Source organism: Streptomyces sp. NPDC052064 (assembly GCF_055585925.1).
The window spans coordinates 467,729-492,981 of sequence record NZ_JBVJJE010000007.1 but is presented as its reverse complement, the minus strand read 5'-3'; the positions used below and the strand labels follow the sequence as shown (position 1 = coordinate 492,981).

General features: G+C 68.8%; 19 protein-coding genes and 2 pseudogenes. 13 read left to right on the top strand and 8 right to left on the bottom strand.

The genetic code is table 11. The annotated features are described in order from the left end of the window. Positions 1-138: 138 nt before the first annotated feature. The gene (recN, locus tag ACZ6TU_RS21915) at positions 139-1,857 is read left to right on the top strand and encodes a DNA repair protein RecN (protein ID WP_469550417.1); all 1,719 of its coding nucleotides are present in this window, start codon (positions 139-141) and stop codon (positions 1,855-1,857) included. A 210-nt stretch (positions 1,858-2,067) separates the two neighbouring features. Further along, positions 2,068-3,213 (top strand): glycosyltransferase family 4 protein, encoded by a 1,146-nt coding sequence (locus ACZ6TU_RS21910; RefSeq protein ID WP_467675868.1) that lies wholly within the window; start codon positions 2,068-2,070, stop codon positions 3,211-3,213. A 13-nt stretch (positions 3,214-3,226) separates the two neighbouring features. On the opposite strand, the gene ACZ6TU_RS21905 is transcribed toward ACZ6TU_RS21910, so the two are convergent. Then, positions 3,227-4,870, bottom strand: a complete 1,644-nt coding sequence (locus tag ACZ6TU_RS21905; RefSeq protein WP_467675866.1) for a PucR family transcriptional regulator — start codon at positions 4,868-4,870, stop codon at positions 3,227-3,229. A gap of 145 nt (positions 4,871-5,015) precedes the next feature. Here ACZ6TU_RS21905 and ACZ6TU_RS21900 point away from each other — a divergent pair, with 145 nt between their 5' ends. Further along, positions 5,016-5,972 (top strand): LLM class F420-dependent oxidoreductase, encoded by a 957-nt coding sequence (locus tag ACZ6TU_RS21900; RefSeq protein WP_467675864.1) that lies wholly within the window; start codon positions 5,016-5,018, stop codon positions 5,970-5,972. Here the strand turns inward: ACZ6TU_RS21900 and ACZ6TU_RS21895 are convergent. Further along, positions 5,959-6,093 (bottom strand): annotated as a pseudogene (locus ACZ6TU_RS21895) (BBE domain-containing protein); the annotation flags it as partial. The gene ACZ6TU_RS21900 and the pseudogene ACZ6TU_RS21895 sit on opposite strands and share 14 nt — an antisense overlap. Positions 6,094-6,543: 450 nt before the next feature. Here ACZ6TU_RS21895 and ACZ6TU_RS21890 point away from each other — a divergent pair. Continuing rightward, entirely contained in the window at positions 6,544-6,735 is a 192-nt protein-coding gene (locus ACZ6TU_RS21890) for a hypothetical protein (protein WP_469550380.1), read from the top strand. Positions 6,736-6,865: 130 nt separating this feature from the next. Here ACZ6TU_RS21890 and ACZ6TU_RS21885 read toward each other — a convergent pair whose 3' ends face one another. Continuing rightward, the gene (locus ACZ6TU_RS21885) at positions 6,866-8,134 is read right to left on the bottom strand and encodes a HEPN/Toprim-associated domain-containing protein (RefSeq protein ID WP_469550378.1); all 1,269 of its coding nucleotides are present in this window, start codon (positions 8,132-8,134) and stop codon (positions 6,866-6,868) included. Between the two features lie 485 nt (positions 8,135-8,619). Here ACZ6TU_RS21885 and ACZ6TU_RS21880 point away from each other — a divergent pair. The 4 genes and pseudogenes from ACZ6TU_RS21880 to ACZ6TU_RS21865 all read left to right on the top strand — a co-directional run. Then, a pseudogene (locus tag ACZ6TU_RS21880) lies at positions 8,620-8,970 on the top strand (hypothetical protein); the annotation flags it as partial. Continuing rightward, the gene (locus ACZ6TU_RS21875) at positions 8,945-10,000 is read left to right on the top strand and encodes a hypothetical protein (protein ID WP_469550374.1); all 1,056 of its coding nucleotides are present in this window, start codon (positions 8,945-8,947) and stop codon (positions 9,998-10,000) included. The pseudogene ACZ6TU_RS21880 and the gene ACZ6TU_RS21875, both read left to right, overlap by 26 nt. 38 nt (positions 10,001-10,038) lie before the next feature. Continuing rightward, the gene (locus ACZ6TU_RS21870) at positions 10,039-11,019 is read left to right on the top strand and encodes a hypothetical protein (protein ID WP_469550372.1); all 981 of its coding nucleotides are present in this window, start codon (positions 10,039-10,041) and stop codon (positions 11,017-11,019) included. A gap of 513 nt (positions 11,020-11,532) precedes the next feature. After that, positions 11,533-12,468, top strand: coding sequence for a S1 family peptidase (locus tag ACZ6TU_RS21865; RefSeq protein ID WP_469550369.1), 936 nt, complete (start codon positions 11,533-11,535; stop codon positions 12,466-12,468). A 249-nt stretch (positions 12,469-12,717) separates the two neighbouring features. Here the strand turns inward: ACZ6TU_RS21865 and ACZ6TU_RS21860 are convergent, their stop codons facing one another. The 5 genes from ACZ6TU_RS21860 to ACZ6TU_RS21840 form a co-directional block, all read right to left on the bottom strand. Then, positions 12,718-16,239, bottom strand: a complete 3,522-nt coding sequence (locus tag ACZ6TU_RS21860) for a DEAD/DEAH box helicase (protein WP_469550366.1) — start codon at positions 16,237-16,239, stop codon at positions 12,718-12,720. Then, entirely contained in the window at positions 16,224-17,096 is an 873-nt protein-coding gene (locus ACZ6TU_RS21855; RefSeq protein WP_469550364.1) for a hypothetical protein, read from the bottom strand. The genes ACZ6TU_RS21860 and ACZ6TU_RS21855 overlap by 16 nt, the downstream gene beginning before the upstream one ends. 38 nt (positions 17,097-17,134) lie before the next feature. After that, positions 17,135-17,581 (bottom strand): hypothetical protein, encoded by a 447-nt coding sequence (locus ACZ6TU_RS21850; protein ID WP_469550362.1) that lies wholly within the window; start codon positions 17,579-17,581, stop codon positions 17,135-17,137. After that, the gene (locus ACZ6TU_RS21845; protein WP_469550359.1) at positions 17,578-19,821 is read right to left on the bottom strand and encodes a hypothetical protein; all 2,244 of its coding nucleotides are present in this window, start codon (positions 19,819-19,821) and stop codon (positions 17,578-17,580) included. The genes ACZ6TU_RS21850 and ACZ6TU_RS21845 overlap by 4 nt, the downstream gene beginning before the upstream one ends. A 791-nt stretch (positions 19,822-20,612) precedes the next feature. Then, positions 20,613-21,032 carry a hypothetical protein gene (locus tag ACZ6TU_RS21840; RefSeq protein WP_469550357.1) on the bottom strand — a complete coding sequence of 140 codons (420 nt, stop codon included), beginning with the start codon at positions 21,030-21,032 and terminating at the stop codon, positions 20,613-20,615. A 3-nt stretch (positions 21,033-21,035) separates the two neighbouring features. Here ACZ6TU_RS21840 and ACZ6TU_RS21835 point away from each other — a divergent pair, with 3 nt between their 5' ends. From ACZ6TU_RS21835 to ACZ6TU_RS21815, 5 genes are all read left to right on the top strand, one after another. Beyond that, complete coding sequence (locus ACZ6TU_RS21835) at positions 21,036-21,179, top strand: hypothetical protein (RefSeq protein WP_469550355.1); 144 nt, start codon at positions 21,036-21,038, stop codon at positions 21,177-21,179. 630 nt (positions 21,180-21,809) lie between these two features. Then, a complete protein-coding gene (locus tag ACZ6TU_RS21830) occupies positions 21,810-22,067 on the top strand; it encodes a helix-turn-helix transcriptional regulator (protein ID WP_469550352.1) in 258 nt (85 codons plus the stop codon). A 167-nt stretch (positions 22,068-22,234) separates the two neighbouring features. Beyond that, positions 22,235-23,122 carry a DUF6083 domain-containing protein gene (locus ACZ6TU_RS21825; protein ID WP_469550415.1) on the top strand — a complete coding sequence of 296 codons (888 nt, stop codon included), beginning with the start codon at positions 22,235-22,237 and terminating at the stop codon, positions 23,120-23,122. Then, complete coding sequence (locus ACZ6TU_RS21820; RefSeq protein ID WP_469550349.1) at positions 23,119-23,598, top strand: hypothetical protein; 480 nt, start codon at positions 23,119-23,121, stop codon at positions 23,596-23,598. The genes ACZ6TU_RS21825 and ACZ6TU_RS21820 overlap by 4 nt, the downstream gene beginning before the upstream one ends. A gap of 71 nt (positions 23,599-23,669) precedes the next feature. After that, positions 23,670-25,166 carry a UvrD-helicase domain-containing protein gene (locus ACZ6TU_RS21815; protein ID WP_469550346.1) on the top strand — a complete coding sequence of 499 codons (1,497 nt, stop codon included), beginning with the start codon at positions 23,670-23,672 and terminating at the stop codon, positions 25,164-25,166. Positions 25,167-25,253: the final 87 nt, after the last annotated feature.

Genomic DNA, 25,253 nt, shown 5'->3' with positions numbered 1-25,253 from the left:
TGTCGCGCCCACGCGGCGGAGCCGCATAGTGATACAGCCCCGCGTCCCTGAAGGGCGATCCACTCTCGTGGGTGACAAGGGCAGGCCAGTCGCAATCCTTGGCTCGGACCTCGTAAGGTCGTGTCCGTGTTGGAGGAGATGCGGATACGGTCGCTCGGTGTGATCGACGACGCTGTTGTCGAGCTGTCGCCGGGGTTCACCGCGGTCACCGGTGAGACGGGTGCGGGCAAGACCATGGTGGTCACCAGCCTCGGGTTGCTGCTGGGCGGGCGCGCGGACCCGGCGCTCGTGCGGATCGGGGCCGGGAAGGCCGTCGTGGAGGGGCGGATCACCGTCCCCGACGACGCGACGGCCGCCGTACGCGCCGAGGAGGCCGGGGCCGAGCTCGAAGACGGGGCGCTGCTGATCAGCCGTACCGTTTCCGCCGAGGGGCGCTCGCGGGCGCACCTGGGCGGGCGCAGCGTGCCCGTGGGAGTGCTCGCCGAGCTGGCCGACGAGCTGGTGGCCGTGCACGGGCAGACCGACCAGCAGGGGCTGCTCAAGCTGTCCCGGCAGCGGCAGGCGCTCGACCGGTACGCGGGCGACGCCGTCGCTGTGCCGCTGGCCAAGTACGGCGAGGCGTACAAGCGGCTGCGGGCGGTCTCCGCCGAGCTCGACGAGATCGCCACACGCGCGCGTGAACGGGCCCAGGAGGCCGACATGCTGCGCTACGGGCTTGACGAGATCGCCGCCGTCGAGCCCCGGGCCGGTGAGGACGTGGAGCTGGCCGAGGAGGCCGAGCGGCTCGGGCACGCCGAGGCGCTGGCGTCCGCCGCCGCGGTCGCGCACGCCGCGCTCGCGGGCAATCCGGAGGACCCCGAGGGCGTCGACGCCGGGACGCTCGTCGCGGGCGCGCAGCGGGCCCTGGACGCCGTACGGTCGCACGACCCGGCGCTGGCCGCGCTCGCCGACCGCATCGGGGAGATCGGGATCCTGCTGCGCGACGCGGCCGGGGACCTGGCCGGGTACGCCGACGATCTGGACGCCGATCCGCTGCGGCTGGCGGCCGTCGAGGAGCGGCGGGCCGCGCTGACCGGGCTGACCCGGAAGTACGGCGAGGACATCGCCGCCGTGCTGGCCTGGGCCGAGCGGAGCGCCGCCCGGCTTACCGAACTCGACGGCGACGACGAGCGGATCGGTGAGCTGACCGCCGAGCGGGACACGCTGCGGGCCGAACTGGGCGGGCTCGCACAGGCGTTGACGGACGCGCGGACGGAGGCCGCCGAGCGGTTCGCCGCCGCTGTGACCGCCGAGCTGGCCTCGCTGGCCATGCCGCACGCGCGCGTGTCCTTCGACATCCGGCAGACCGAGGACCCGGAGGGTGTCGAGGTCGGCGGCCGTCCGGTCGCGTACGGGCCCGCGGGTGCCGACGAGGTCGAGCTGCTGCTGGCCCCGCACCCGGGCGCGCCGGCACGGCCGATCGCCAAGGGCGCGTCCGGCGGTGAGCTGTCCCGGGTGATGCTGGCCGTGGAGGTCGTGTTCGCGGGGACGGATCCCGTGCCGACGTATCTCTTCGACGAGGTCGACGCCGGTGTCGGTGGCAAGGCGGCGGTCGAGATCGGCCGGCGGCTCGCGCGCCTGGCGAGGACCGCGCAGGTCGTGGTCGTGACCCACCTTCCGCAGGTCGCCGCCTTCGCCGACCGGCAGTTGCTGGTCGAGAAGACGAACGACGGGTCGGTCACCCGTTCCGGTGTGAAGGTGCTGGAAGGGGAGGACAGGGTCCGTGAGCTGTCCCGGATGCTTGCCGGCCAGGAGGACTCGGAGACGGCCCGGGCACACGCGGAGGAGCTGCTGGCGACGGCTCGGGCCGACCTGTAGCGCAGGAGCGGTCGCTTAGCTGTCCGGGACGCGCCGATCTTCACTCGTGTGGGTGACCCGGCCGGGCGCATGTCCCCGATGCCGCGCCCCGCTGTCGCGCCGCCGGGCTTCGGGCGTTCCCGGAACCCGCATATGTCCTGGCATCCTTGGCGGAGTACGCGTGGGAATCCTGCGCGGTGACCGCCCGACCCGAACCAGGAGCCCGGCCACGTGACCCCCGTGAGCAGCCACTCACCGCATGGCCAGTCGCCGTTGCGCACCGTGCAGGTGCTGGGCGGAGGCAACGCGGCCAGCAGTGCGCATGTGCGCTCCCTGACTGCGGGGCTCGTCGCGAGGGGCGTGAGAGTCACGGTGTGCGCCCCCTATGAGGCGGATCACGCCTATGACTTCAGCGGTGTCGGGGCCGACCATGTGCACGTCCCGCGCAGCAGTGACCCGGTGTCGGTGGCGGCCCTGCGGGCGGCCTGTGCCGACGCCGATCTGGTGCACGCGCACGGGCTGCACGCCTCGTTCCGTACCGTGCTCGCTCTCAGCGGGCGGCGCGTGCGGACTCCGCTCGTCGTGACGTGGCACGACCGGGCGCATGCCGACGGGGCCCGCGCCCATCTGCTGCGGGTACTGGAGCGGCGGGTCGTGAAGGCGGCCACCGTGGTGCTGGGGACGACATCGGTGCTCGTGGACCGGGCCCGGCGGACCGGCGCGCGGGACGCGCGGCTCGCGGCAGTCGCGCTGCCCGGCCCTCGCAGGCCCGTGGAGCCCGACGACCCCGACCGGCTGCGACCCAAGGTGTGCGCCGAACTCGGCGCCATCGGACGGCCGTTGCTGATGGCCGTCGGCTCCCTGGAGCGGCACCGCGGGTACGACGTGCTGCTGGACGCCGCGCGCGCGTGGCGCCGGCTCGATCCCGTGCCCCTGGTCGCGATCGCGGGCGAGGGGCCGCTGCGCGGCGAACTCCAGGAGCGGATCGAGGGCGAGGGGCTGCCCGTCCGGCTCATCGGGCGGCGCGACGACGTCACCGACCTGCTCGCCGCCGCAGACCTCGCCCTGCTGCCGAGCCGGTGGGAGGAGGCGCGCTCCGTCCTCGCCCAGGAGGCCCTCCACGCGCGCGTACCGCTCGTCGCGGCCGACGTCGGCGGCATTCCCGAACTCGTCGGCGACGCGGCCGAACTCGTCCCGTGCGGGGACGCGGAGGCGCTCGCCGGCACCGTCGTACGCCTGCTCGGCGACCCCGAGCGTCGGGAGCTGCTGAAGGTCAAGGGCGCCCGGCAGGCGGCAGCCTGGCCGAGCGAGGACGAGACGGTTGCCCAAGTGCTCAGCGTGTACGACGAGTTGACCCAGCCCCGGCCTCTCGCCTAGAGCACGCCGGGCCTTAGGGAACGTGCCTGCGGGCCCGCAGGGCCAGGCTCAGGGCCAGTACCGTCTGCGGGTCGTCGAGATCCGTGCCCAGCAACTCCCCGATGCGCGCCAGGCGGTTGTACAGGGTCTGCCGGTTGAGGTGGAGCTCCCGGGCCGTCTCCGCCTTGCGTCCCGCGTGGGCGAGGTAGGTCGACAGGGTGGGCAGCAGCGGCGGCCGGGAGCGCCGGTCGTGTTCCAGGAGCGGGCCGAGGGCCCGGTCGACGAAGGCGGCCAGGTCCGGATGGTCGCGCAGCCGCCACAGCAGCAGGTCGATGTCCAGGCGCCGGGCGTCGTACCAGGGCCGGTCCGGCAGGCCCTGGGCCGCCGTGGCCGTCTCGGCCGCGTGCCGCAGGCCCGACGCCGCAGCCGTCCAGCCGCCGGCCACCCCCACGACTACCACGGGCGGCTGCCCGCCCGGCCGCAGCATCCCGGCCCGGCCGACCCCGGCGCGCAGCGCCGCCGCGACCCGTTCCGCCACCGTCGCCCGCTCCGGCTCCGAGCGCAGCCCCAGCAGGACCAGCACCCGGCCCTCCACCGGCCGTACCCCGAGCAGCACCGGCACGCCCACCGAGGCCAGTTCCCCGGACACCGCCCGGGCCAGCACGGCCCAGCCTCCGCCCGGCGACAGGGCGTCCCCGAGCCGCATGACGACCGGCAGCAGCGGGCCGTCGTCCGGCCGGAAGCCCAGCACGCGCGCCTGCGCCGGGGCGTCCTCCGCCGTGACCCGGCCCTCGGCGAGGTCCGTGAGGAAGTCGCCGCGCCCCCGCGCCGCCAGCTCCTCCTCCTGCCGCGCCTGCATCAGCACCACGGCCAGGATGCCCGCGGCCCGCTCGGCCGCCATCCGGTGCACCGGCGCCAGGGGAGCCCGTACGGGAAGCAGGACGAGACGCGCGCGGACGCCCCCGCTGCCGGGCCCGCCGCCCGGCACGTCCACCAGGACCGAGCCCGCGAGCGGTGGCTCGCCCTTGTGCTGGCCGCGCAGCCCCTCCCACACCTGGAGGGGGTCCGCGCCCTCGGGGCCGGCCCCGGCGGCGTACAGCAACTGCCCGTCCGCCGTCTCCAGGAAGACGGGATTGCCGCCGAAGTCGGCCAGAATGCCGAGGACTTGGGGGACCCCGCCGCCGCCCAGCAGGGCCTGCGTACACCGCCGGTGCACCTCCTCGGCCCGCTGGAGCAGCGCGTAGTGGCCGTTGACGATCTCGGTGTGGATCTCCTCCGTGACCGTGACGAACGGCACCTCGCGGTGCAGCTGGACGAGCGGCAGCCCGGCCGAACGGGCCGTGTCGACGAGGGCGGCGGGCAGCCGTGTGAAGCGCGGGCCGAGCTCCACGACCAGGGCGGCGATGTCGCGCTCGGCCAGCGTGCGCACGAACGCCCGCTGTTCGGCCGGGCGGGTGCCGAGGCCGTAGCCCGTGGTCAACAGCAGCTCGCCGCCCTTGAGGAGCGAGGCGATGTGCGGCACCTCACCGGCGTGCACCCAGCGCACGGTCCGCCCGAGCCGGTCGGCACCCGCCAGCACCTCGGGGAGCCCGCTGCGCAGACCCGGCAGCTCCAGCGCCCGCTGCACGGTGATTCCGGCGCCCCGGGTGTCGTAGCCGCTGTCCGTCCCGCTCTCCATGTGCCGGACGCTACCCGCGCGGGCGCCTCCCGGACATCTCCGGACGGGCACGGGAGCGATCGAACGCGGGATCACGGGCGACGGAGCACGGGACCGCGCGATCGAGCACGGAATACGGCGCAGACGATCGGGTACGGGCGCGGTCATGGACATGAGCGTGGTCGCGGTAGGGCGGGAGAACGACAGTCCGGTCGAGGAGCCGTTGCGGGTGGCGGTGCTCGCCGACCGGCTCGGGTACCGGGAGGTGTGGGCGGGCGAGGGACCCACGTGGGACTCGTTCGTCCTGGCGACGGCGATCGGCGCGGCCACCGAGCAGGCGACGCTGACAGCCGGGCCCGTGCCGGTGTCGGTGCGCGACCCGCTCACCATCGCCCGGGGCGCCGCGTCCACCGCGGCCGTCACCGGCCGGCCCGTCGGCGTGGCCTTGGGCACGTCCAGCAAGCGGGTCGTCGAGGGCGTGCACGGCCGACCCCGGACCCGGCCCGCCGCCGCGCTCGCGGAGTCGGCGGCGGCCGTGCGCGCGCTGATGCACAGCGTGCCGGGCGAGCCGATCGTCCCCGGCAGCGGCTTTCCGCGCCGACTGCCGCCGCCCGGAGGCGAGCTCACCGTCGCGGCGTTCGGCGAGCGTGCGATCGCCACCGCGGCGGAGCACGCCGACCGGATGCTGCTCGACATCGTCTCCCCCGAGCAGGTCCGCATACTGCGGGCACGGATGCTCGCCGCCGCCGAGCGGGCCGGGCGTACGCCGCCGCGGCTGGCCGCCTGGCTGCCCGCCGCCGTGGACCCGGAGCCGGAGACACTCACGCAGGTCCTGCGCAGCGTCGTCGGCTACCTCACCGTGCCGGGCTACAGCGACATGTTCGTCGAGGCGGGGCTCGCCGAGGTCGTCGAACTGGCCGCCAAGGGAGCGGACCCGGACACCCTGCTGCGGGCCCTGCCGCCCGAGGCCGCGAACACGGTCGCCCTCGCCGGCGACCTCGACACCGTCCGCGCCCGCATCGACGCCTACGCCGACGTCGGCCTCGACGAGATCGCCCTGGTCCCGGCCACGGCCGGCGACCCGGCGGGGGAGCGGACGCTCACGGCCCTCAGGCCGGCGTGATGTTGTGGTTGAAGCGGAACACGTTGTCCGGGGCGTAACGCCGCTTCAGCTCCGCCGGCCGCCGGGTGCTCCGGGCGCCCAGACCCGCGACCACCCGCTCGCCGCCCTCGTCGCCGATGAGCCGGATGCACGAGGTGACCGTGGATCCGGCGGCCCGGGCGCGCCCGCCTTCGAGAGGGAAGCCATGACCGCCCCCTTCCGAAAGGGGGGAAATCTCCGGTTCCAGCCCAGGTGGCCGCGACCGGTCGGGCCCGGTGTAGGTTCCCTTCGCGCTTGGCCACCGTCCGTGCCCGTGACCTGCAGGTTGAGATGTGCGTCCCAATAGGCTGTCCACGGTTCTGTTCCATGATCGTGTCCATTTCCTCGGGGCTGTTCCGTTGCATGTCAAGTGCATGTTCAGAGGACAGCGCATCGATCCCCGTGCCGGACGCACGCAAGCTCGACCGCACGACGTACGGCAGCCTGCGCGAGGCCCGCAGCGCGTACGCGAACCGGCAGCGCCAGGTGCAGCTGGCGCTCGCCGACCCAGAAGCACCCGAAGCGCTGAAAGTACCCCGGCTGCCGCACCGCGTTGAACGCTGCCCTCTGGCTCCTGGCCCGGGTCGGGCGTGCGACCGAGCAGTACTGGCGCGTCACCGAGCAGGAGGAGCAGTACATCGGGCCGGTCGAGGCCGGCGCGGCCGACCGAGTCGAGCGAGCCCTCGTCATCGCCTCGCAGCAGCGGACGCTGATCTCCCGCATGCAAGTGCGGTCGGGCCGCTGACTAGGTCTGTTGCCATAAGGGGGTGAGACTAGCGACCTGTTGGCGGGTCCGGTGTTCGTCCAGAAGTCAGGCGGCCTTCATCGCGATGACGCGGTTTGCCCCGGTCGTTGGCCGACCGCTCCGCCGCTTTTCAGTCGAAGGCGTGGACGATGTCCTCGATGATGGCGTGCACGCCGCGCCAGTCGCCGGTGCTGCGCTGACCTGAACGAGCTGCCTTTACCTTTTTCTCGAACGCCTTCAGCACCAGGGCCTTGTGCGACTTCGACAGCGCGCCCTGGTGGCGCTGCACGGCGGGGATGAAGGCCCCCTGGTGGACCGGCGCCAGTGTGCCGTCGATCGTCAGGACGTCTTCGCCGAGGTACATCTCCAGGGAGCCGGCGACACCGTTCACATTGGTCAGCGACACGGTGGGGGAGGGCGGCTCTATGGTGGGATATTGGGCTAGCAAGGGCAAGTCCGGATAGTGGCGCACCTGACATCCAGCCGGCAACTTCTGTCTCTTCAGGTTGGCGAACGCCTCATGTCCGCCGGCGTCGTTGTCGGCGATGGCCACGAAGCGGTTGGCGACGCCCGCCGCGATGAACGCGTTCACCATGGTCGCGAGCATGCCGGCACTGCCGCGGGCTTTCGGGGCTTTTGTGCCTGTGTAGTCAATGAAGCGGACGAAGCTGGCGAGGTGCGGGTGGGTGACGTGCATCGCCTCGGTAAGGAGCCTGGAGTCGGTGCTTCCTTCCGTGAGCACGATTAGCGGGGCGTTATCGGGCAGGGCCGCGAGCTGCCGCTCACGGGTCGGGCCTGCGATGGGCTGCGCCGTGTCCAGGCTTACGCAGCAGCCCGTCAGCCCGCTCAGATCCAGCCCGACCCGCATGTGGCCAGGGGCCTGGTCGATGAGCAGCCGTACGAGGCTGCGTTCCTCGACGACCCAGCGAAGCTCCTGGACGTCACTGACCGTCTCGGCGAACTCGTCCTCGTACTGGAAGTACTCCTGGAACGTGGCGAACGATTCCTCCGACCGGTGCGGTCGGATCGCCTGGCCGACAGCTGCGAGCAGTTCGGCGGGCTCACGCGGTGGCCGGGCCAGAGTCTGATACAGGTTCTCACCCCGCGCTTCTCGTTCCCTGAGCTCGCTCTGGCTGTCGTAGATCTTCTGCCATTGCCCGATTCCCTCCGCGAGGTCGGCGAGCGCACGACGCGAGGTGAAACCCTGCACGTTCAGACGCTGCCGCAGAGCGTTGGCGGTGGTGTAGTACCCGAACTCGATCTCCCGCTCGTCGCCGCCGTCGGTGACGACAAACGTGCGGTCGCTCTCGTTGAAGAGCGCTGCCAGTTCCTCGTCGTAGTGATCGCGGGTGTAGAGGAACTGGTACTCGCCGACGACCAGATAGGAGTGATGCCCCATCCCCGCAGGATCCCATCGCTTCGGGTACGACGCGGCCCATTTTTCCTCAGCGACAGCCGGGCGGCGGACGCCGGACCGGTTCTCGAATCTGTCGCCGTAGAGCGAGGCGGAACGGCGTACGCCGAACCCGCTGACCAAGCCCGTGATCAATCACACCTGGACGCCCGGTACGTGCCGGCCCCCGACCGAGTCGATCAAGGCCCGGGCGTCCGGCGCACGTTTCCGCTCGTCGCTTCGGGCGCGGTGCCCTGCTACGCCTGGGAGCCCGTGGAGTCTGTCGCCCACCGGTGCCTGCGTCGCGGGTGCGCGCTCCTCTCGCTGGCCACCGGTCGGCTGTGGATTCCCCGCACCTATCTCACGCGCCGCACCGAGGACTCCGGGCGCCGGCGAGCCGAGAGAAATCGGATGGGCAGCGACACTTTTCGTCGAGACTGCAGCCGCAGCGACGTCCAGGACGTCATTGCTGACATCACCTCTTCAGGCCCGGGCCGGTGGCCGGCGGCATGCCCGCGCAGCACATCGCCGCCCGGCCCGGAACCGAACCCGTCTACCCGGACCCGGATCTGGAGGCGATCCTCCGGGACACCTACGGCGTGGTCATCTGGCGCGAGCGGATCATCGACATGCTCTCCGAACCAACACGCAAGACCTTCCATCTCACCCACGCAGAAGTCTTGGCCAAAGGGTGCATAACGATGGACGGTGAACCTGGTCTCGTGCTTCTATGCGATCAGCGTCGCGTGATCGGGGGCAGGAATGAGGCAGTCAACACGGGTGCTGAAGCGAAAGGCTCTGGCGTCGTTCAAGAGAATGACGGTCGCGTTCAACGCGGTTGAGGACGAGGGTCGAACTTCATCGGTCCTGCTAAGCCTCCAACATTCTTTCGAAATGCTCCTTAAGGCGGCCCTGGTCCACAACAATGTGCCGGTCTTCGACAAAAGCCTCGGACGCTCCATCGGATTCGAAAAATGTTTGCAGCTGTCTCGCCAGGAACCGAACATCAAGATCACAGATGCCGAGGCGGGAACGTTGCGAGCGATTGATGCTCTGCGAGACGACGAGCAGCACTGGTTTAATTCCGTAAGTGAACCCATCTTGTTCATCCATGCTCGCGCAGGCGTCACACTTTTCGATGACCTCCTGAATCGGGTCTTTGGAGAGAGGCTAGCAGACAGTCTCCCGATACGAGTCCTGCCTATTTCCACTGAACCTCCGATGGGACTCGATATTCTCATCGATCAAGAGTTCAGCCAGATCCAAGACCTGCTGCAGCCGGGACGGCGGGCACGAAACGAGGCTAGAGCCAGGATCCGCACACTGTTGGCAATCGAGGGGCACGCGTCGGAAGAGAGCCTCGTCAGCGAGAGGGACGTGGATAGAGTCGAGAAGGGAATAGCTCAGGGAAGGCCTAGGGATGCCGTCTTCCCTGCTTTGGAGCAAATCTCTACCGCGTTCTCTGGCGAAGGCCCGACACTAACCGTGCGATTCGATAAAAAGGGACCACCGGTCAAGTTCGCCGACGACAACTCAGACGCTGCTGCAATTCGAGAGATTGACCTCCAGAAGAAGTTTCATTGGTCGGCAACAGAGCTAGCCAAAAAGCTCGAGGTCTCCCTGCCCAGGTTGCTGGCGCTGCGTCAGCACCTGGGGATCGACGATGACCCGAAGTGCTTCTATGTATTCGAGATGGGCTCACAAAAGCATCCGAGATTTTCAGACAATGCCCTCAAGCGCATGAGAGACTCCATGAAGAGCCTAGACATGGACGAAGTATGGGCGGCACACAAGCCGGTAGGCAGAGGAAAGAGTCCTCGCGAGTGCCCCATCGAGGGATGTGCGCAAGCCTCCCAAAAGCAGCTATCTTGAGATCTGGAGCCTCGATGAACTTCAAGAGGCGAACCGTCATGCAGCTCGCCGACATGATCTGCGGCAATACACCGGATGGCAGGAAGCACGAGGAAAACTACTTCAAGTACCGAAGCAGTATGTACTTGACGGAGTTTTTCGCGGACATAGAGACTGACTTTCAGCACGACGGATCAACGCGCAAGATGTGGGTGGCAGACACACTGGAAATAATCCTGTCAGAGCCCCGTTCCAGCACTCACACCGTTCCTGAAACCTTCGCTCGTGTAATTTCTAGACTCATGGATCCAGACGATGCAACCAACGAGGAGGACGATCGATTCAAGGCGCTATCAGATTTGAACCGTGCGCTAGCACGGGAGGGAATAGAGGCGTTCTACGCCGAGGACAAGAAATGCTACTTACGAAATTTGCAGACGAATACGGTAATCACACCTTCGCCTAATCCGCACCGCCCATTCACCAAGGCGGAAATTGAACGACGTGAGAAACTGTCGCAATACCTCGATACGGCCTCAGAAGATGCACTGATCGAGGAAGTGCTACTCCCCCTATTTCGCCAACTCGGATATCATCGCATCACTGCCGCGGGCCACAAAGATAAGGCACTGGAATACGGCAAGGATGTGTGGATGCGATACACGCTACCTTCGCAACACTTGATCTACTTTGGACTGCAAGCGAAGAAAGGGAAGCTAGACGCATCCGGGGTCACCAAAGGTAGCAATGCCAACATGGCCGAAATCTACAACCAAGTCCTAATGATGCTTGGCCACGAGATCTTCGATCCAGAAATCGGCAAGCGGGTCCTTGTCGATCATGCATTCATCGTAGCTGGCGGCGATATTACCAAGGCAGCGCGGAACTGGCTCGGCAACAAGCTCGATGCTTCGAAACGAAGCCAGATCCTTTTTATGGATCGTGACGACATCCTCAATTTGTTCGTCGTCACGAATCTACCGCTACCTGATGCCACTTGGCCCAGCCGGGCAAAGTATCCGGAAGAACCTCCGTTTTGACGTACCGCAGGATCCGCCAACCCGGACGTGGTCATCCAGCTCATCAGGCAAACGGAAGGCCGGAAGCACGTCCTTCGACCGAGGACGGCTCACAGTGAGATCCCGCCCGAGGACGCGTAACCGTTCGGCATGCTGGTCAGCTGGCAGAGCTGTCCGGCGCGAGCAGCGTAAAGATCCATGAACGCGAAACACACCTTCGATGATCTCGTGGAGATGCAGAAGGCGGCCGACGAGGCATACGCCCACGTGCTGCAACTACAGAAGGCGTACGGTTGGCCACGGAAACACCGTGACCGCTGGAGCAGACCGAGACGTACGAGAAGGCGTGGAAGGACTGGAGAGACCTGGCCGACACCGTCCAGGCCGCCATCACAGCGCACGCCAAGGCCGAGGGCGTACCCCGCTTCGACGTCGAGGTCGCCGTACGGACCAACGTCCGCCATCCCGAGCCGGAGCCGACAGCCGCGTAGAAAGTGGCCCGCCGCGAATATCGGGTGCCCATAGGCTCCCGACATGCAAGGAGCCCGCCGCATTCACACGCTGTCCTACGCCGCTCTGCACATCGAGGCCTGGTACCGCTCACGGGGAGACGCCGACGACAAAATTCTCGGGCCAGCCACCGGCTTCCTGGTCGGAATCCCAGGCGACTACTGGCTCGTCACTGCCTGGCACGTCCTTAGCGGCCGACGTTCCGACACCGGGGAGGTGATGTTGAAGAGCGGCCTGTGTCCGGACTACATCCGCGTGCGGTTCGCGAATGAGAAGGACCTCGCGCCCATCCACGTGACATACGACTTGTACGACGACGAGTCGCAGGACACGCCACGGTTCTCGAGCTCTTCCGACCATCGGATCGACGTCGCGGCAATCCACATCGGCGACGTGCCAAGGTCCGCAGTGGACGCGGCCATGCCCAATACCTGGCCCACTCTGCGCGAGCTATCCCCCAGAGAACGTCGTGCGCAGCTCGGCAGCGAGGCCGACACCCCTATTCCTCTGAGGATCACAGACCGCCTCTTCGTCCTGGGCTTCCCCTTCGGGAACACCGGCAGTTGGCCGTTTGCCGTCTGGACCGCAGCTCCAGTGGCAAGTGAGCCCCTCGCCGGGTGGAACGGACTTCCCGGATTCCTGCTCGACTCCAGGACTCGCCCGGGCCAGTCCGGATCTCCAGTCGTGATGCATATCCGGCCCGGCGAACCCGTCGTTGCTGACGGCACCGTTCACCTGCACGAGGAGTCGGTCACGGCTCTGATCGGGATCTACAGCGGACGACTGGATCCGACCTCCGACCTGGGCATGGTCTGGACGACCGACGCTCTCTTCGGATTCCTCCCTGAGATCGCCCCACCGAACTGGTCGCCTACCTTCGTTCCTGCTGCGCCGTCGGCGAGCGGCGACAGCAACCAATCCGCTGACGGAGGGAGACTAGCCCGGGAACAGCGACCCTGATTCGTGAACGCCCTGAGGCCAAGCGCGGGTGCTCGGGACGCTGGCAACGCTGACGGACACCCGCCTCCGAGGCGCGGATTTGCGGCGATGGCCGCGGGCCGGCGCCGGGACGGCGGCATTCCCATCCACTCTGCGGCCGGACGCGGAGTTCGCGCCCGCTCTTGCTGCCCTCGTACCGGCGATCCCGCGCAGGACTCGCAGGCGGGATGACAACGCCCTGTCGGGGGGTCTACTCGGCCCGCTGGTGGGCTACCGGCTGCGCCGAGTGGTGATGAGTTGCCCATTGTGCACGCGGTGGTCGAGTTCGAGGCCGCTGTCGAGCATGGCCAGGACATCGAGGTGACGGTCGGCTGGCACGGTCGCCACGCGGAGCTTGTCGCGGCGGACGCGGATGGTCGGCTGGCGTTTGCTAGGCCGTGCGACGTCCACCGGGCCGTCGTTTGTCCCGGGCACGAGTCGGGTCAGCGGGGTGGTGGCCTCACGGTCGTCGAGGAGCCGGTTGATGGGGGCGGAGGGGGTGCGGACGTAGTCGAGAAGGTCCTGGATCTCGTAGTCGTTCGCCCCGTACTGCTCGATCCAGCCGTCGATGTGGTGCTGGGCGGTCCACTGTCGCAAGTCGGTCGAGTGGTGCCCGAGGCGGTGGGCATCACGGCCCAGCAGGTGGGCGATGCGTCGGGAGGTGAGGCCAGAGGTGAGCAGGGTCAGGGCCTGCTCGGTGTCGACGCCGTGGCGGATGTACCAGGCAGTGTGTGTGTTCAGCCTGGGCGCGGAGGGGGAGAGAGCGGGGTGGGCGTTGATTAGGTTGACGAGTGCGCCGACGGTCCAGCTCAGGGCGTGTCCGAAGGCGGTGCTGATGTTACGTACGGCCTGTTCGAGTGCCCACTCGGCGGGAACGCCAGGCTGCCAGGAGCGGGCGATGTCGGGGATTGCGGTGCCGGAGATCCACTCCTGGAGCGCGGGGGCGACCGGGACTGCCATGCTCGTGCCCCGGGTCTCCTTGTCCTTGAAGCTCCAGGTCTTGGTGACCTCCGGGACGTTGCTGAGCAGGCGGTCGAAAACCTGGTGCTCGGTGAGGAAGTCGAGAGTGCGCTGCAGCGACCATTCCTCCGGCTCCGCGAGCCATCCGTCCCCCGTGGATCCGGGGGCACTGTCAGCCGCGTGCTGGTCGAGCAGCACGCCCAGGTGCTTCGCGAGCCAGTCGAGATAACGGGCCGACCCCAGACTGGTGCCTGTTGCGGCCCACCGGCCGGCCGGGGCGGGGTCGGTGTTCTCGAACACGGCGGCGACTCGGTCCGCGAGCTGTAGCCACCGGCTTGTGATCCGCCCGTTGCCGGGCTGGGACAGGGCGAACAGCGCGTCTAGGGCGTCGAGGGGTTCGCCTTGCGGAGCCGACGAGGAGGCGTGGAGATGGAGGACGAGCCAGACGAACGAGGCGAAGTCCGCAGCAATGCTGTCCGCAAGCGCGAAGATTCCGTCGGCGTCGTCGCGCAGCGTGTCCTCGGCTCGGGCGAGATCGGCCAAGGCTTCGGCGGTCAGCAGTGACGAGACGACGCGGAGCTGCTCTTGGTCGGGGTTGAGGGCGTCGAACTCGGCGGGGCGGGGCGGGTAGGGGCGGGTCAGGAAGATCCACCCCTCGCTCTCCCGGCCGGCCCGGCCGGCGCGCCCGATGGCGTTGAGGAGTTCGGCTGGGGACAGGGTGCGCTGGCCGTCGTAGGTGAGCGGGTCGCCGTCGACCTTGTGGTGGACGATGACCGTGCGCACGGGAAGGTTGACGCCGTCGGTGAGGGTGCTGGTGCTGGTGATCGCCAGGAGTTCGTTGCGGCGTAGCGCGCCTTCGACAGCGTGGAGGACGTCGTCGGGCAGGGCGCCGTGGTGGTAGGCGACGCCGTGCCGAGTGCAGCGGACCAGCGGGTGTTCCGTGCCGAGGGTCTCGGCGAGATAGCTGTTCAAGACGGCGGCCTCGGGCCGCTCGGGGAGGCGGTCGGCGATGGCGAGCGCGGCGTTGCGGGCCCGTTGTCTGGTATCGACGACCATCAGGACGCTACCGGCCTCGGTGAGTTCCGCGGCGCCAGCGGCGAAGACCTTGTAGTCCGCGATGCCGTTCGGCAGGGCGGTGCGGGCATTCCACTGGCGGGGGTTACTGCCGGGGTAGCGCCGGGATCCCACTGCGCCGGTGGTCAGCCGGGCGATCGCGGAGGAGGCTGTCGGCCGGACGTCGAGGAGGGCTTCGACCGGCACGGTGGCGATTACCTGAGTGAGGCGCGTCGCTGTTGCCTGCCGTTCCGTCAGCTCGGCCTGGTCCGCCATCAGGTTCGGATACATGAGGCCGTGCATCCGGCGCGGTCCCCTCCAGGTGTCGGTGAAGTAGACCTCCCGCTCGGGGCGCTGCGGGTCGAGCCACGAGGCGATGTCCCCCTTGTTGCCGACCGCCGCGGACAGCAACACCAGACGGATGTCGCTGCGGACCCGCAGCAGCGCAAGCAGGCTCTCCAGGACGAAGCCGCGCTTCCCTTGGCCCAGATGGTGCGCCTCGTCGACGACGACCAGCCCGACATCGGCCAGCGCTCCGTCGGGATTGTTGCGGATCATGTGCATGAGCCGTTCGGGGGTGACGATCTCCACGTCCCCGCCGTCCGGCTCGGCCGAGGACACCCAGCCGGCCAGGGGGAACTCTGGCTGCTCCGTTGTCAAGCGTCGCCCGAGCAGCCGCAGCCGACCCCGCAGCGCCGCACGCATCTCCCGTCCCAGGCTGCGCATCGGCGACACGTACATCACCCGCCCGGGGCGCTGCGCCAGGTGCGAGCAGATCACCAGCTGGGCCATCAGCGTCTTGCCCGCGCTGGTCGGCACGCTGATCAGGCTGCGCGAGGTGGCCGGGTCGAGCGGGTTGCCCCGCTCCAGCTTCAGGAGCTGCCGCTGCGGGGGCCACAGCGTCATCACCGGCGGCTTCGACAGCGTGAAGCTCCGCGCAACCTCCGGGGGGGTGCCTGGGGGCATGAGCCGGTAGAGGCTGCTGGCAGCCATCTCCCCACTCAGCTGGTACAGGTGCGCAGCGACCCACCGCGCTAACCGGTCTCCGCGGCCGGCCGTCTCCGTCATCACTTCCAGCAGCCGCCGCTGCGCGGCCAGCAGCTCCCCCTCCTCGCCGAGCCCCAGGAACTGGTACAGGTGGAAGACCGCCTCCACGACGGCCTCCGCGGGCCCGTACATAGTCCCCGCCAGGGACTCGCGGCGCATCACTACCCGCACCCTGCGCAGCTGTCGCCGCCACGCACCCAGCGCCCGGTCCACCTCCGGACGTTCGAAACCGAGGAAGACGACGCCGGCCTCCACCGCCAGGGTGCCGATGTGCAGCCGGAGTTCACCGGTGTTGTCGATGAGAGCACGCACCTGCCGGTAGACGGCGGTGGCGTTCGGGTCCTGCTCGCTGCGCCGGTATCCGGCCTGCGCGGCGAAGGCGATCTGGAGCCGTTCGACCGCCGGTCGCCGTTCGTCTCCCAGGGCGAGGTCCATCAGGTGCGCGCTGACGGCGAAAGCCTGCCGCACGCGTACTGCGTCGTAGCCGGGAGTCTCCGGGTCGAGTGCGGCGAGGCCGTGCAGAAACCACGCGGTGGCGAGCGTCTCGTCCCCGATTTCCTGCTCACCATGGAACGCCGCGACCTCCAACTCGGTCATCGCAGCCAGTAGGTCCGCCGGGCTGGGCAGCACCCCGCCCACCCGGTATTCGCCGAGCGCGGACGCGAGCACCTCCGGGTTTAGAGTGCGCTCCACACGTACCCCCTTACTGTCTTGGCGAAGTCCTCAAAATCCTCAATCGCCACCACCAGGCCTTGCAGCGCGCCCAGGTGGGTATGGGTGGTGAAGTGCAGGTGGGAGCGGTCGAAGGCCGTGGCGGGGGTGTCCGCGGCGTCGATGGCCACGCTGACCCCGCCGCTGCCCGACTCCTTCGCCTCCACCCACTGCCGCGCCATCGAACTGACGAACACCCGGGTGTCGGGGGCGAGCTCCCGCCCTCCCCAGGAGATCTGCCCCAGGTACCGCGCGCCCCAGGTGTTCAGCTGCTTCCAGGCCTTGCGGATCGTGTCGCTCGGCTTCGTCTTCTCTGCGGTGAACTTCTTCATCTCCCACAAGCGAAAGACGAACCCCAGTTCGCTACCAGGCATGCGGTGGATCACCAGACCGTCGGGCCCACTGTCGGTCACCGTCGACGACGGCGGGTCCAGGATCTCCACGCTGCGTCCAGGTTCAGGGGGAAGATCGCGGGTGGAGAGGTACCAGAGCCACTCGCCCACATAGCCGGTGACACCGGTGGAGTCGTTGGCCTCGAACACCGGACCCGCGTACAGAAGGACATGCGCACGGTCGGGGCCGGTCAAAGTCGTGCTCGCCAGGACGTTGTCGCGCCAGAGCCGGTAGGCGTGATCGTCCAGGTCGGTGCGGGCCCGCATCATCTCGTCCGCGATGATCCAGGCCGCCGCGGCGCGGTCCTCGGGTTCCTGGCCGATGGTCACCACCAGGTCCCATGGGCACACCTGCCCATGGCCGCGGCTTTCCCTCCAGATGAGATCGACCAAGCGGCCGCCGACGGCCAGGGCGTGCTCCATCGCCTGCCGCGCAGGTATCGACACCCTTCCCACTTCCCGCTTCTGGAGGACAGTTTGCGGCACTACGCTGCGGGGCGCAGCAGCCTGCTCCTGCGTGTCTGCGCGGACGCTGTCCGCCGGCGTACCTGGGTCTCCCATTCCTCGAGGTCGGTGCGTGGAAGGCCGTGGTTGAGTGGGATGACCCACAGGTGATGCCAGGTGGCGCGGGCCTCGGGGGGCTCATTGCCACGGTAATGCTCGGCGGTGCGATGCCGGATGGCATTCATGTCAGGACGCTGGGTGGTGCCGCGCTGCACGGCGCCCGTGTACAGGCAGCGGTGCTGCTCATCGAGGGCGACGTAGAGCGCGACGGGCCACAGCGGCAGAGCGTGGGTGGTCCAGGCGCCATGGCGATCACGCAGCGGGTATACGCACGTGGCGAGCGCGTTGGCGGGGACGGCCAGGTGGGATCCGGGGACAGCCGCAATGACAGTGGCGAGTCCAGCGCTGAGGGTCCATCCGGCGGTCATTCGCCCTCCTTGGGGAGGGCGTAGGGGTCGCTGGAGGGGGGCGTGACGTCGACCGGGATGAGGCGGACTTCGCCGCCGAGCTTCCACAGCAACTGCTGCAGTTCCTCCCGGTGGGCCGCCTCCGCGAAGCGGGGCGGGTTGCTGCTGCCGAGGATCTTCTCGATGGTCAACTGGACACGGGTGATGTCCGTCTGCAGCGTCTTGAGGGTGACGCTCCCGTTCTCGTCCTTGTTGCCGTTCTTGCCTGCGGCGCGGGCGGCCTTCTGGCGGGCCTCGACCTGGTTACGCCGACTGCTGGATAGGCCCGGGTAGGCGGTGTCGAAGACGTCCCATTCAGTGGCGCGCTGAGTCAAGCCGTAGGGCGCGACAATCTTGGGATGGCCGTCGTTCGCGGTCTCGATCTTGGGGACCACGAAGCCGCGGGAAAAGTCCTCGGGCTGACCGGGGACCTTCGCGACCCAGTCGGCAAGAGCCTCGCTGAGCATGAGGCGGCCAGCCTTAGTAGCGCGGAGTGCCGCGACAATGCTGGGCGGCTTGGAACGGTAAGGGGTCTTCCGATCCTGAGGCGTGGTGGAGATCAAGTCCTCCTTGGAGCCGCGGTCTCGGGTCAAAGCCTCGGCCACGATCAGGGCGTCGCCGCCCAGCACGGAGAGCTCATCCCTGGCCGTCGGGTCGTCCTCCTCGGCGCGCTTGCGGAGAAGCTCCACAGCCGCCTCGGCGGCCATACGGGGCGGCAGATCGAGGTGCTTGGTCTCGAGGCGGGTGAGGGTGAACGCGTTCTCGCCACCGGGGACGCGGGCCCACATCTCCCGGGTGATGGCGCCGCCATCGGCCCAGGTGTGGACCACCTGGGGGAAGACTGTCTTCTCGTCCGAGCGCAGGAAGCGGGTGGCGAAGATCGCCACGATCTCCAGCAGCTTCCGTGGGAAGCCTTTGGCGTTGGGATCCAGGGAGAGGTACTCGGCGATTGCGGAGCGGATGTGCGGGCCAGCACCAGCGGACAGGACAGCCTCGAACAGGGCCGCGCGTGCGAAAGCCGGGTGGAAAGGCAAACGGGTAGCGCGGGTGAACGCTTCGCCGTGCAGACGCCCGGACAAGGCCGCGGCCTCGCCTTGGGTGAGCTTCTCCGCGCGGACGGCCGTGCTCAGGGCGTCGGCGACGGCCTTCTCCCGGTCGCTACCGCCACCCCAGGATCGGGTGCGCAGGTGGATCTGGGTGAGGAACTCGGTGAACCACTGGGTGGCGTCGCACGGCTCGCCGGTGCGGGTGAAGGTGCCCAGCACGAGGTTGACCGGGGCAACGTGGGAGTGGAGGAGGAGTACCTCCCGCGCGGTCCACGAGTGCGTTGCAGCTGTCTGCAGAGCATCGTTGACGGTCTTTCGAGTCGCGGACACGGCGTCGTGCGCGAACATTCGGCCGACGATTTGCTCAGCGTAGGAGCGGGCCTCCGTGCTGGTGAGCTTCCTGCCGTCGATCTTCAGAGTGTTGCGCCAGGCGGACACCAGGCGCGACTGACCGTCGATCACCACCACGATCAGCTCGTTGTGGCCGTTGTCGTAGTGCACGCGCATCGCCATGCCCACCAGGGGCTGCTGGATGCCGGTGCGGGCGATGGAATCTGACCAGTCGTAGTCCAAAAGGTGGTGCTGGACGGTCTGGACCATCATGTCCCGCAAGTGAGCCTGCGTCGGCAGGCGAGTCTCCAGCAGGCCGGGCGTGGAGCCCTCAATCGCGGGGTCGGTGACGCGCCCCTTGGTGAAAGCGTGCTGCAACAGGGCGATGAACCGCGGGTTGACTGGCAGGACCTTCAGCCCGGGCAACTGGTGCAGGGGGCTGTGCACGGCCGAGGCATAGCACATGTCCGTAGTGAGCCGGTTCAGTCGACCGAGGGGAGAGACAGCGGGGGGCGGCGTTTTGGCGTTTTTGCGCCCGTTGCTCCGGGCGCTGTGAAGCTGCGCCGCCATGGTCTCGGGGTGGGCGAGTTGGTCTAGGACTTCGTGGTGGTGCGTGACGCCGGATAGGAGCGCCTGGACGGCGTCCTTGTCGAGCGTCACCGCCGGGTGCGGGACCGCTGCTGCTGTCAGGGCCTGGAGCTCGCTGGGGGCGGGGATCGGTTGCATCTGCAGCAGCCCAGCGGCGAAAGAGGCGTTCTGCTCGGCTGTCAGCTTGCCGATCACGTCGAGGGTGGCGTCCTCGTCGCCGTAGACGCCGGGCACGGGAAAGGTGGCCAAGGTGGACATAGGCGTGTGCCTCCTGTCGCAGGGGCGGCACTTCGGTGCTCGTCGAAGCGCGTGCCATCCAAAGAGAGGCCCCTGTGGGGCCACCGCTCGGGATGGGGATCCCACGACAGCGCCAGCCGCCCGCACCTGGCGCGGGCAGTCGACCTGGTCGCGCAGTCACAAGGACGCACCTGCTTTGGGAAGACCCAGGGGATGGCCCGCAGGCACGCTGGATCCGCTCACCGCCTCGCAGCGGACCCCGCCACGGGGCGGGAGGCAGTTACGACTCGCTCGTGCTGAGCAGTCGCAGGCAGATTACATGCCAGGCGTGGGGCATCAACTGCCTTTCAGGAAATGTAGTCAGACGCACCGTCAACGTTTCGAACGTCGATCCCTGGTCAGGTGAGGCGTTGGCGTAGCGCCCCTTCGAACGCCTGGCGCACCAGCTTGCCGACGCCCCGCCCGAACCCGCGAAGACGGCCGCCACGCGGGCAGCTCGGTTAGATGGATTCGGCTGGGGTGGTGTCCGGGCCAGTCAGCATGGTGCGGCCGTCGACGAGTTGCGCTCACGGGAGACGGGCGCGCGTCGTCGCGTCGATGCCAGCGCTGGACACAAAGTGCTCGACGGCCTGGTTGAGGGCGGCGGCGAGCGCGGACGGTGAACTGTTGATCTTCTTGCACGCGTCGTAGCTGTGGCTATCCCTAACGACGGTCTCCGCGGCCTGCACCGACTGGGAGTCGATTGCGACCGCGTGACGGGGTCCGGCCCATGCCCCGACGGATCTTCCAACGCAGTTGGTCGTAGCCGGTTGCTACGACTCACTCTGACGTCCCGGCCGCGGCTTCCAGTGGACTTCACCAGCGTCGCCGTCGCAGTTCCACGCTTCCAAGACGTTCGCGCGCAGCAGCCGATCGAAGAGGTCGTCCATTTGGGCCTGCGACAGGCCGCATAGGCGGGTGAGATGGTCGGCGTCGGCCCGCCCCGTGTCAACCCCCGTGTGCGCGGCCAGCACGAGAGCAGTCAGCTGTATCGCCGAGGGTGCGGTTCGGGCCACGGCCAGCGGGACCGGGTGTAGCGCCCAGTGTGCGGCTCGTGCCCGGCCCGTCCGGCCTGGCGCTGGCACACGGGCGTCGGCATCGAGCAATTGCGCTTCCACGCCACCCTGCCCCTTGTTCCTGCCCGCCGGCAGGCAGCGCAGCCAGCCGGCGTGTTCCAGTTCCTGCCAGGGCATGGCGTGACCACCAAGGCGCATTCCGCGCAGGAGCCCGCCCGGCAGGTGCACCTGCCCGTGGCCATCGGCGCGCAGTGCGCACTGCAGCGCGAGCAGCCGGGCGATCGGAGAAGAGAAGCGGGGCAGGACCGTCGCGAGATGGGTTAGCGTCTCCCGTACACGCCTGCGTTCGTCGGGTCCATGCGGTCGACTCACCCGACGTCGGGCACGAGCTGGGCCAGATCCGCTGGACGTCAAAGTGTCCGGAACAGCTGCCCCATGGGGAACCGCTCCGGCGCAAGCACCGCACATGTCGGCCAGCCGCCAGATCCGACCGCCATGCTCACGCATGAGAACCAGCCGCACGGAACCGGCGCACCCATGGTGGCGCGGATGCCACCGACAGCCCCGTTCCCAGCACTGGCAGGTCCGGAAATGGGGAGCGAGCACGTCACGGCGCGCATGCACGGCCAGATGCGCAAGAGCCGCTGACCGCGCGGAGGATGCCTCCAGGGGCTGGACCGCCGGCGCGCACAGAGGACAGACGAGCACCGGTCCGCCCGGCTGTGGCCGCAGTTCGACCGTCCAGACACGCCGCACGGCGTGTGTTGTACAGAGCCTCATCGGGCACGTGCTCCTCCCGCCCATCCGCGCTGATGCCGGCCCCACGCAGGCGGCGGGAAGCGGCTGACGGCCGCACGATAGTGCAGACCTCTGCCCGACCGTCCGGCGACCGACCGAGAAATAGGGCATAAGTCTGCACTGACAGGGCAGGGGGCTGCACCGTCGGATTGTCGGGTGACGATCTTCCCGCCCGATCCGAATCTCGACGCGCTGCGCCTGGAGCTCGGGCGTCTACGGGCGGCGCGAGGTTGGAGCTACGACGAGCTCGCCGCCCGCAGCGGCTTGGCCAGGCGCACTCTCATCGAGATCGAGCAGGGCCGCACCATCGGCACCCTGAAGACCTGGCACGCCCTCGCCCACGCGTTGAGTACGCCGGTTGAGGACCTCTTCGGCTTCCTGTGCCAAGGGCACGATTCTCCCGGGGAAATCTGACTTCTGAGGGCCCCCGCAAGGGCCGTCATTCATCACCCGAACCGGCGATCCGAGGGTGAACACGCGACCGTACGCTCGCACACCCGTCCCTATGGATGCGGCCAGCTGGGGGACTCTCACGGCGTCAATGAGGTGTGCTCGGTGTGTCGTCCGCCATCTTCGCGCACATGCCCTCCACACCCCCGCCTTCTCGACGACACTGGGACGGCAGCCCCGTCACCGTCCACGCGCGGCGCTCCCTCCGGCTGACTCCCGATGGCCCCAGTCGGCTCCTGCGCTGCGGCCAAAGCGGCCGCTGCCGTGACTGCGGCAACCGGATCGAGTGGTACCACGGCATCAATCAGCGGCCCGTGCGCCTGCATCCCCACGAACTGCCGGTCGCCGACGTGCCCGACGCCTGTCGCTGGCACGTCAGCTCCGGCGTCGCCCACCCCTCGAGCGACGGCAGCGGCTGGTGCCGTCTGCCGCACGCCGTGCTCTGCCCCACGCGCGACACCCCGCCGACCCCGCCCGAGCTGGCAGAACTGCGCCGCCGCCTGGCGGTCAGCACCCGCCGCCTGATCGATGCCGGGGCCTTCACTCCGCCCTCTGCACCGCCGGACATTGCGGCAACGCCGCCAGCCGTTTGCCGCCCGGCCCGGCCCGTCGTGCGGCTCCTGTACGTCCACTACCTCGCCTCCCGCCCCGTGGACGAGATCCAGTGCGTCGCGCAGACCCGGCTCCGCCACCGCTGCACCAGCGCGTTGCTCACCCCTGCCTCCCCCGCGGGCACCTGGCGCCTGGTGCCGGCCACCGCCGCCTCAGGTCAGTTGGCCCTGCCTGCTGCGGTGATGGCCGTCTACGACCTCACCCGCCTGCCCTACGCCGAACAGCTGCGCTGGCGCACCCAGCGCTGTCCGCAGCACGCCGACACTCCCTCGGCCCCGGACCTGACAGTCGCCGGCTGGGAACCCTTTGACCCGCTCGTCCATCACGAACACATTCACACACGCCTGCCGGACCGCATCCGGCGCCCCGGCCCATCAGGGCGCGGACGGGAGGCGGACCGCCTGTGACACCGCACCACGCCATTGAGGTCACCCTGACCCGGCCCGCCACGGCCGCCGAACTCCGCCGGGCCCGCCGCACCGTGGCCCTGGCCGCCAACGCGTTGCGCACCCGGCTGATGGCAGTGCAACAGGCCAGGAGTCCCGGCCGCGCGCTGCTCAGGCTGCGCCTCCAACTCGACGCCCTGCTGCCCATTGACGTGCTGACCACCCACTACCCAGACCATCGAGGCGATGTCCGGCTCAATGTGCCCCTCAGCCGCCGCGCCACTCGGACGGCCATCCGCCGTGCCGCGGCTACCCGGGGCCAGCGGCCTCAGGACTTTCTCAGCCAGCGCGTGACCGCAGCCGTTGCCCGGCACGAAAGAGAACGCGCCCAGCGCCTGACGGCACAGCTAGAAGAGCTGCTCGCTCACCACACAACCGAAGAGGTGCTGGCCTGCGCAGCCAGCACGCTTCTCGCCCGCCGCCTACCACCAGGCTAGTAGGGACTCTGCGGCACTCCACGGAGCCGACCGCCGAAACGATCCTATTCCCCTCTTCCGCGGAGTCCTTGTTGCCCACCCCGACCGACGAACAGACCGAAGCAGCGGACGCCTTCCGCGCAGGCCACCACCTCGCCCTACAAGCAGGCGCCGGCACCGGAAAGACCAGCACGCTGAACCAGCTCGCAGCCAGCACCAAGCGCCGCGGCCGCTACGTCGCCTTCAACAAGGACATCGCCCGCGACGCCTCATCGCGTTTTCCCCGCAGCGTGCTCTGCAAGACCGCCCACGCCATGGCCTACGCCGCTCTCGGCCACCGCTACACCAACCGTCTGAACAGCCCCCGCCAGCCTGCCTGGAAGACCGGCCAGGCCATCGGCATCACCCGAGCCATCCGCATCGGAGACCACGAGGTCAGCCATCGGACCCTGTCCCACATCATGCTGCGCACCGTGACCCGCTACTGCTACTCCGCCGACCGCGCACTGGCCCGCCATCACGTACCGCACCTGCGGGGTCTTGGAACACCGGCCGAGCAAGCCCAACTGGCGTCCGAGATCCTGCCGTTCGCCGACAAGGCCTGGGCTGACCTTCAAGACCCCGACCAGGGCGTCGTCCGCTTCGAACACGACCACTACCTGAAGATGTGGGCCCTGGCCGAACCGAAGATCGAGGCGGACTTTGTCTTCCTTGACGAGGCCCAGGACACCAATCCGGTGCTGGAGCAGGTCTTTGCCGCCCAGCGCGACCACGCCCAGCTCGTCATGGTCGGCGACTCCGCTCAGGCCATCTACGGCTGGCGCGGCGCCCGCGACGTGATGACCGGCTTCGACGCCACGCCCCTCACCCTGACCCGCTCCTTCCGCTTCGGGCCCCGCCTGGCCGAGCATGCCAACCGCTGGCTGGAACTGGCCGACGCACCCATCCGCCTGACCGGCACCGACGCCATCCCCACCGAAGTCGGTGCCATCGGCCGCCCCGACGCGGTGCTCTGCCGCACCAACATCGGCGCCATAGGGGAAGTCATGAAGCTGCTTGCCGCAGGCCACCGCGTCGCCCTGACCCGCGGTGGACACACTTTGTCCTCGTTGGCACTCGCCGCACGTGACCTCAAGGATGGCCGCCGCACCAGCCACCCGGAACTCGTCCTCTTCACGTCCTGGGGTGAACTGCAGGACTACGCCACCTATGACCCCGCCGGAGGCGACCTCCAGCCCTTCGTCGACCTCGTCGACACACACGGACCCGACGCCATCCTTGCCGCCGTCGACGAACTCACCGACGAGAAGCACGCCGACGTCACCGTCTCTACAGCCCACAAGGCCAAGGGCCGCGAATGGCCTACCGTCAAGATCGCCGACGACTTCCCTCCGCCCAAGGACACCGACCAGCATGACGCCCAAGGCCGCCCGATTCCGGAACCGGTCAATGACATGGACGCCCGCCTTGCCTACGTCGCCGTGACTCGGGCTCGTTATCAGCTCGACCTCGGCGGCCTGTCCTGGATTGGCATGTACCCCACGGCGCCAAGCGGGCACGAACCCCGTGCCTCAGGTAAGCCATCCTGAGGACCTGGCCCGGATCGATCAGCACCCCGACAACTCCATGAGGCGTTGCCCATGAGACCCCGTCGTGGCCGTGTAGTGATGTGCTCC

Coding starts and splice junctions, on each gene's coding strand:
- ACZ6TU_RS21905 (WP_467675866.1), bottom strand. CDS start 4,870: ATGGAGAGCGGGACGGACAGCGGCTACGACACCCGGGGCGCCGGAATC.
- ACZ6TU_RS21850 (WP_469550362.1), bottom strand. CDS start 17,581: ATGACCGCCGGATGGACCCTCAGCGCTGGACTCGCCACTGTCATTGCG.
- recN (WP_469550417.1), top strand. CDS start 139: ATGCGGATACGGTCGCTCGGTGTGATCGACGACGCTGTTGTCGAGCTG.
- ACZ6TU_RS21840 (WP_469550357.1), bottom strand. CDS start 21,032: ATGCCCTGGCAGGAACTGGAACACGCCGGCTGGCTGCGCTGCCTGCCG.
- ACZ6TU_RS21825 (WP_469550415.1), top strand. CDS start 22,235: ATGCCCTCCACACCCCCGCCTTCTCGACGACACTGGGACGGCAGCCCC.
- ACZ6TU_RS21875 (WP_469550374.1), top strand. CDS start 8,945: ATGACGGTCGCGTTCAACGCGGTTGAGGACGAGGGTCGAACTTCATCG.
- ACZ6TU_RS21870 (WP_469550372.1), top strand. CDS start 10,039: ATGCAGCTCGCCGACATGATCTGCGGCAATACACCGGATGGCAGGAAG.
- ACZ6TU_RS21885 (WP_469550378.1), bottom strand. CDS start 8,134: ATGGGGCATCACTCCTATCTGGTCGTCGGCGAGTACCAGTTCCTCTAC.
- ACZ6TU_RS21845 (WP_469550359.1), bottom strand. CDS start 19,821: ATGTCCACCTTGGCCACCTTTCCCGTGCCCGGCGTCTACGGCGACGAG.
- ACZ6TU_RS21900 (WP_467675864.1), top strand. CDS start 5,016: ATGGACATGAGCGTGGTCGCGGTAGGGCGGGAGAACGACAGTCCGGTC.
- ACZ6TU_RS21865 (WP_469550369.1), top strand. CDS start 11,533: ATGCAAGGAGCCCGCCGCATTCACACGCTGTCCTACGCCGCTCTGCAC.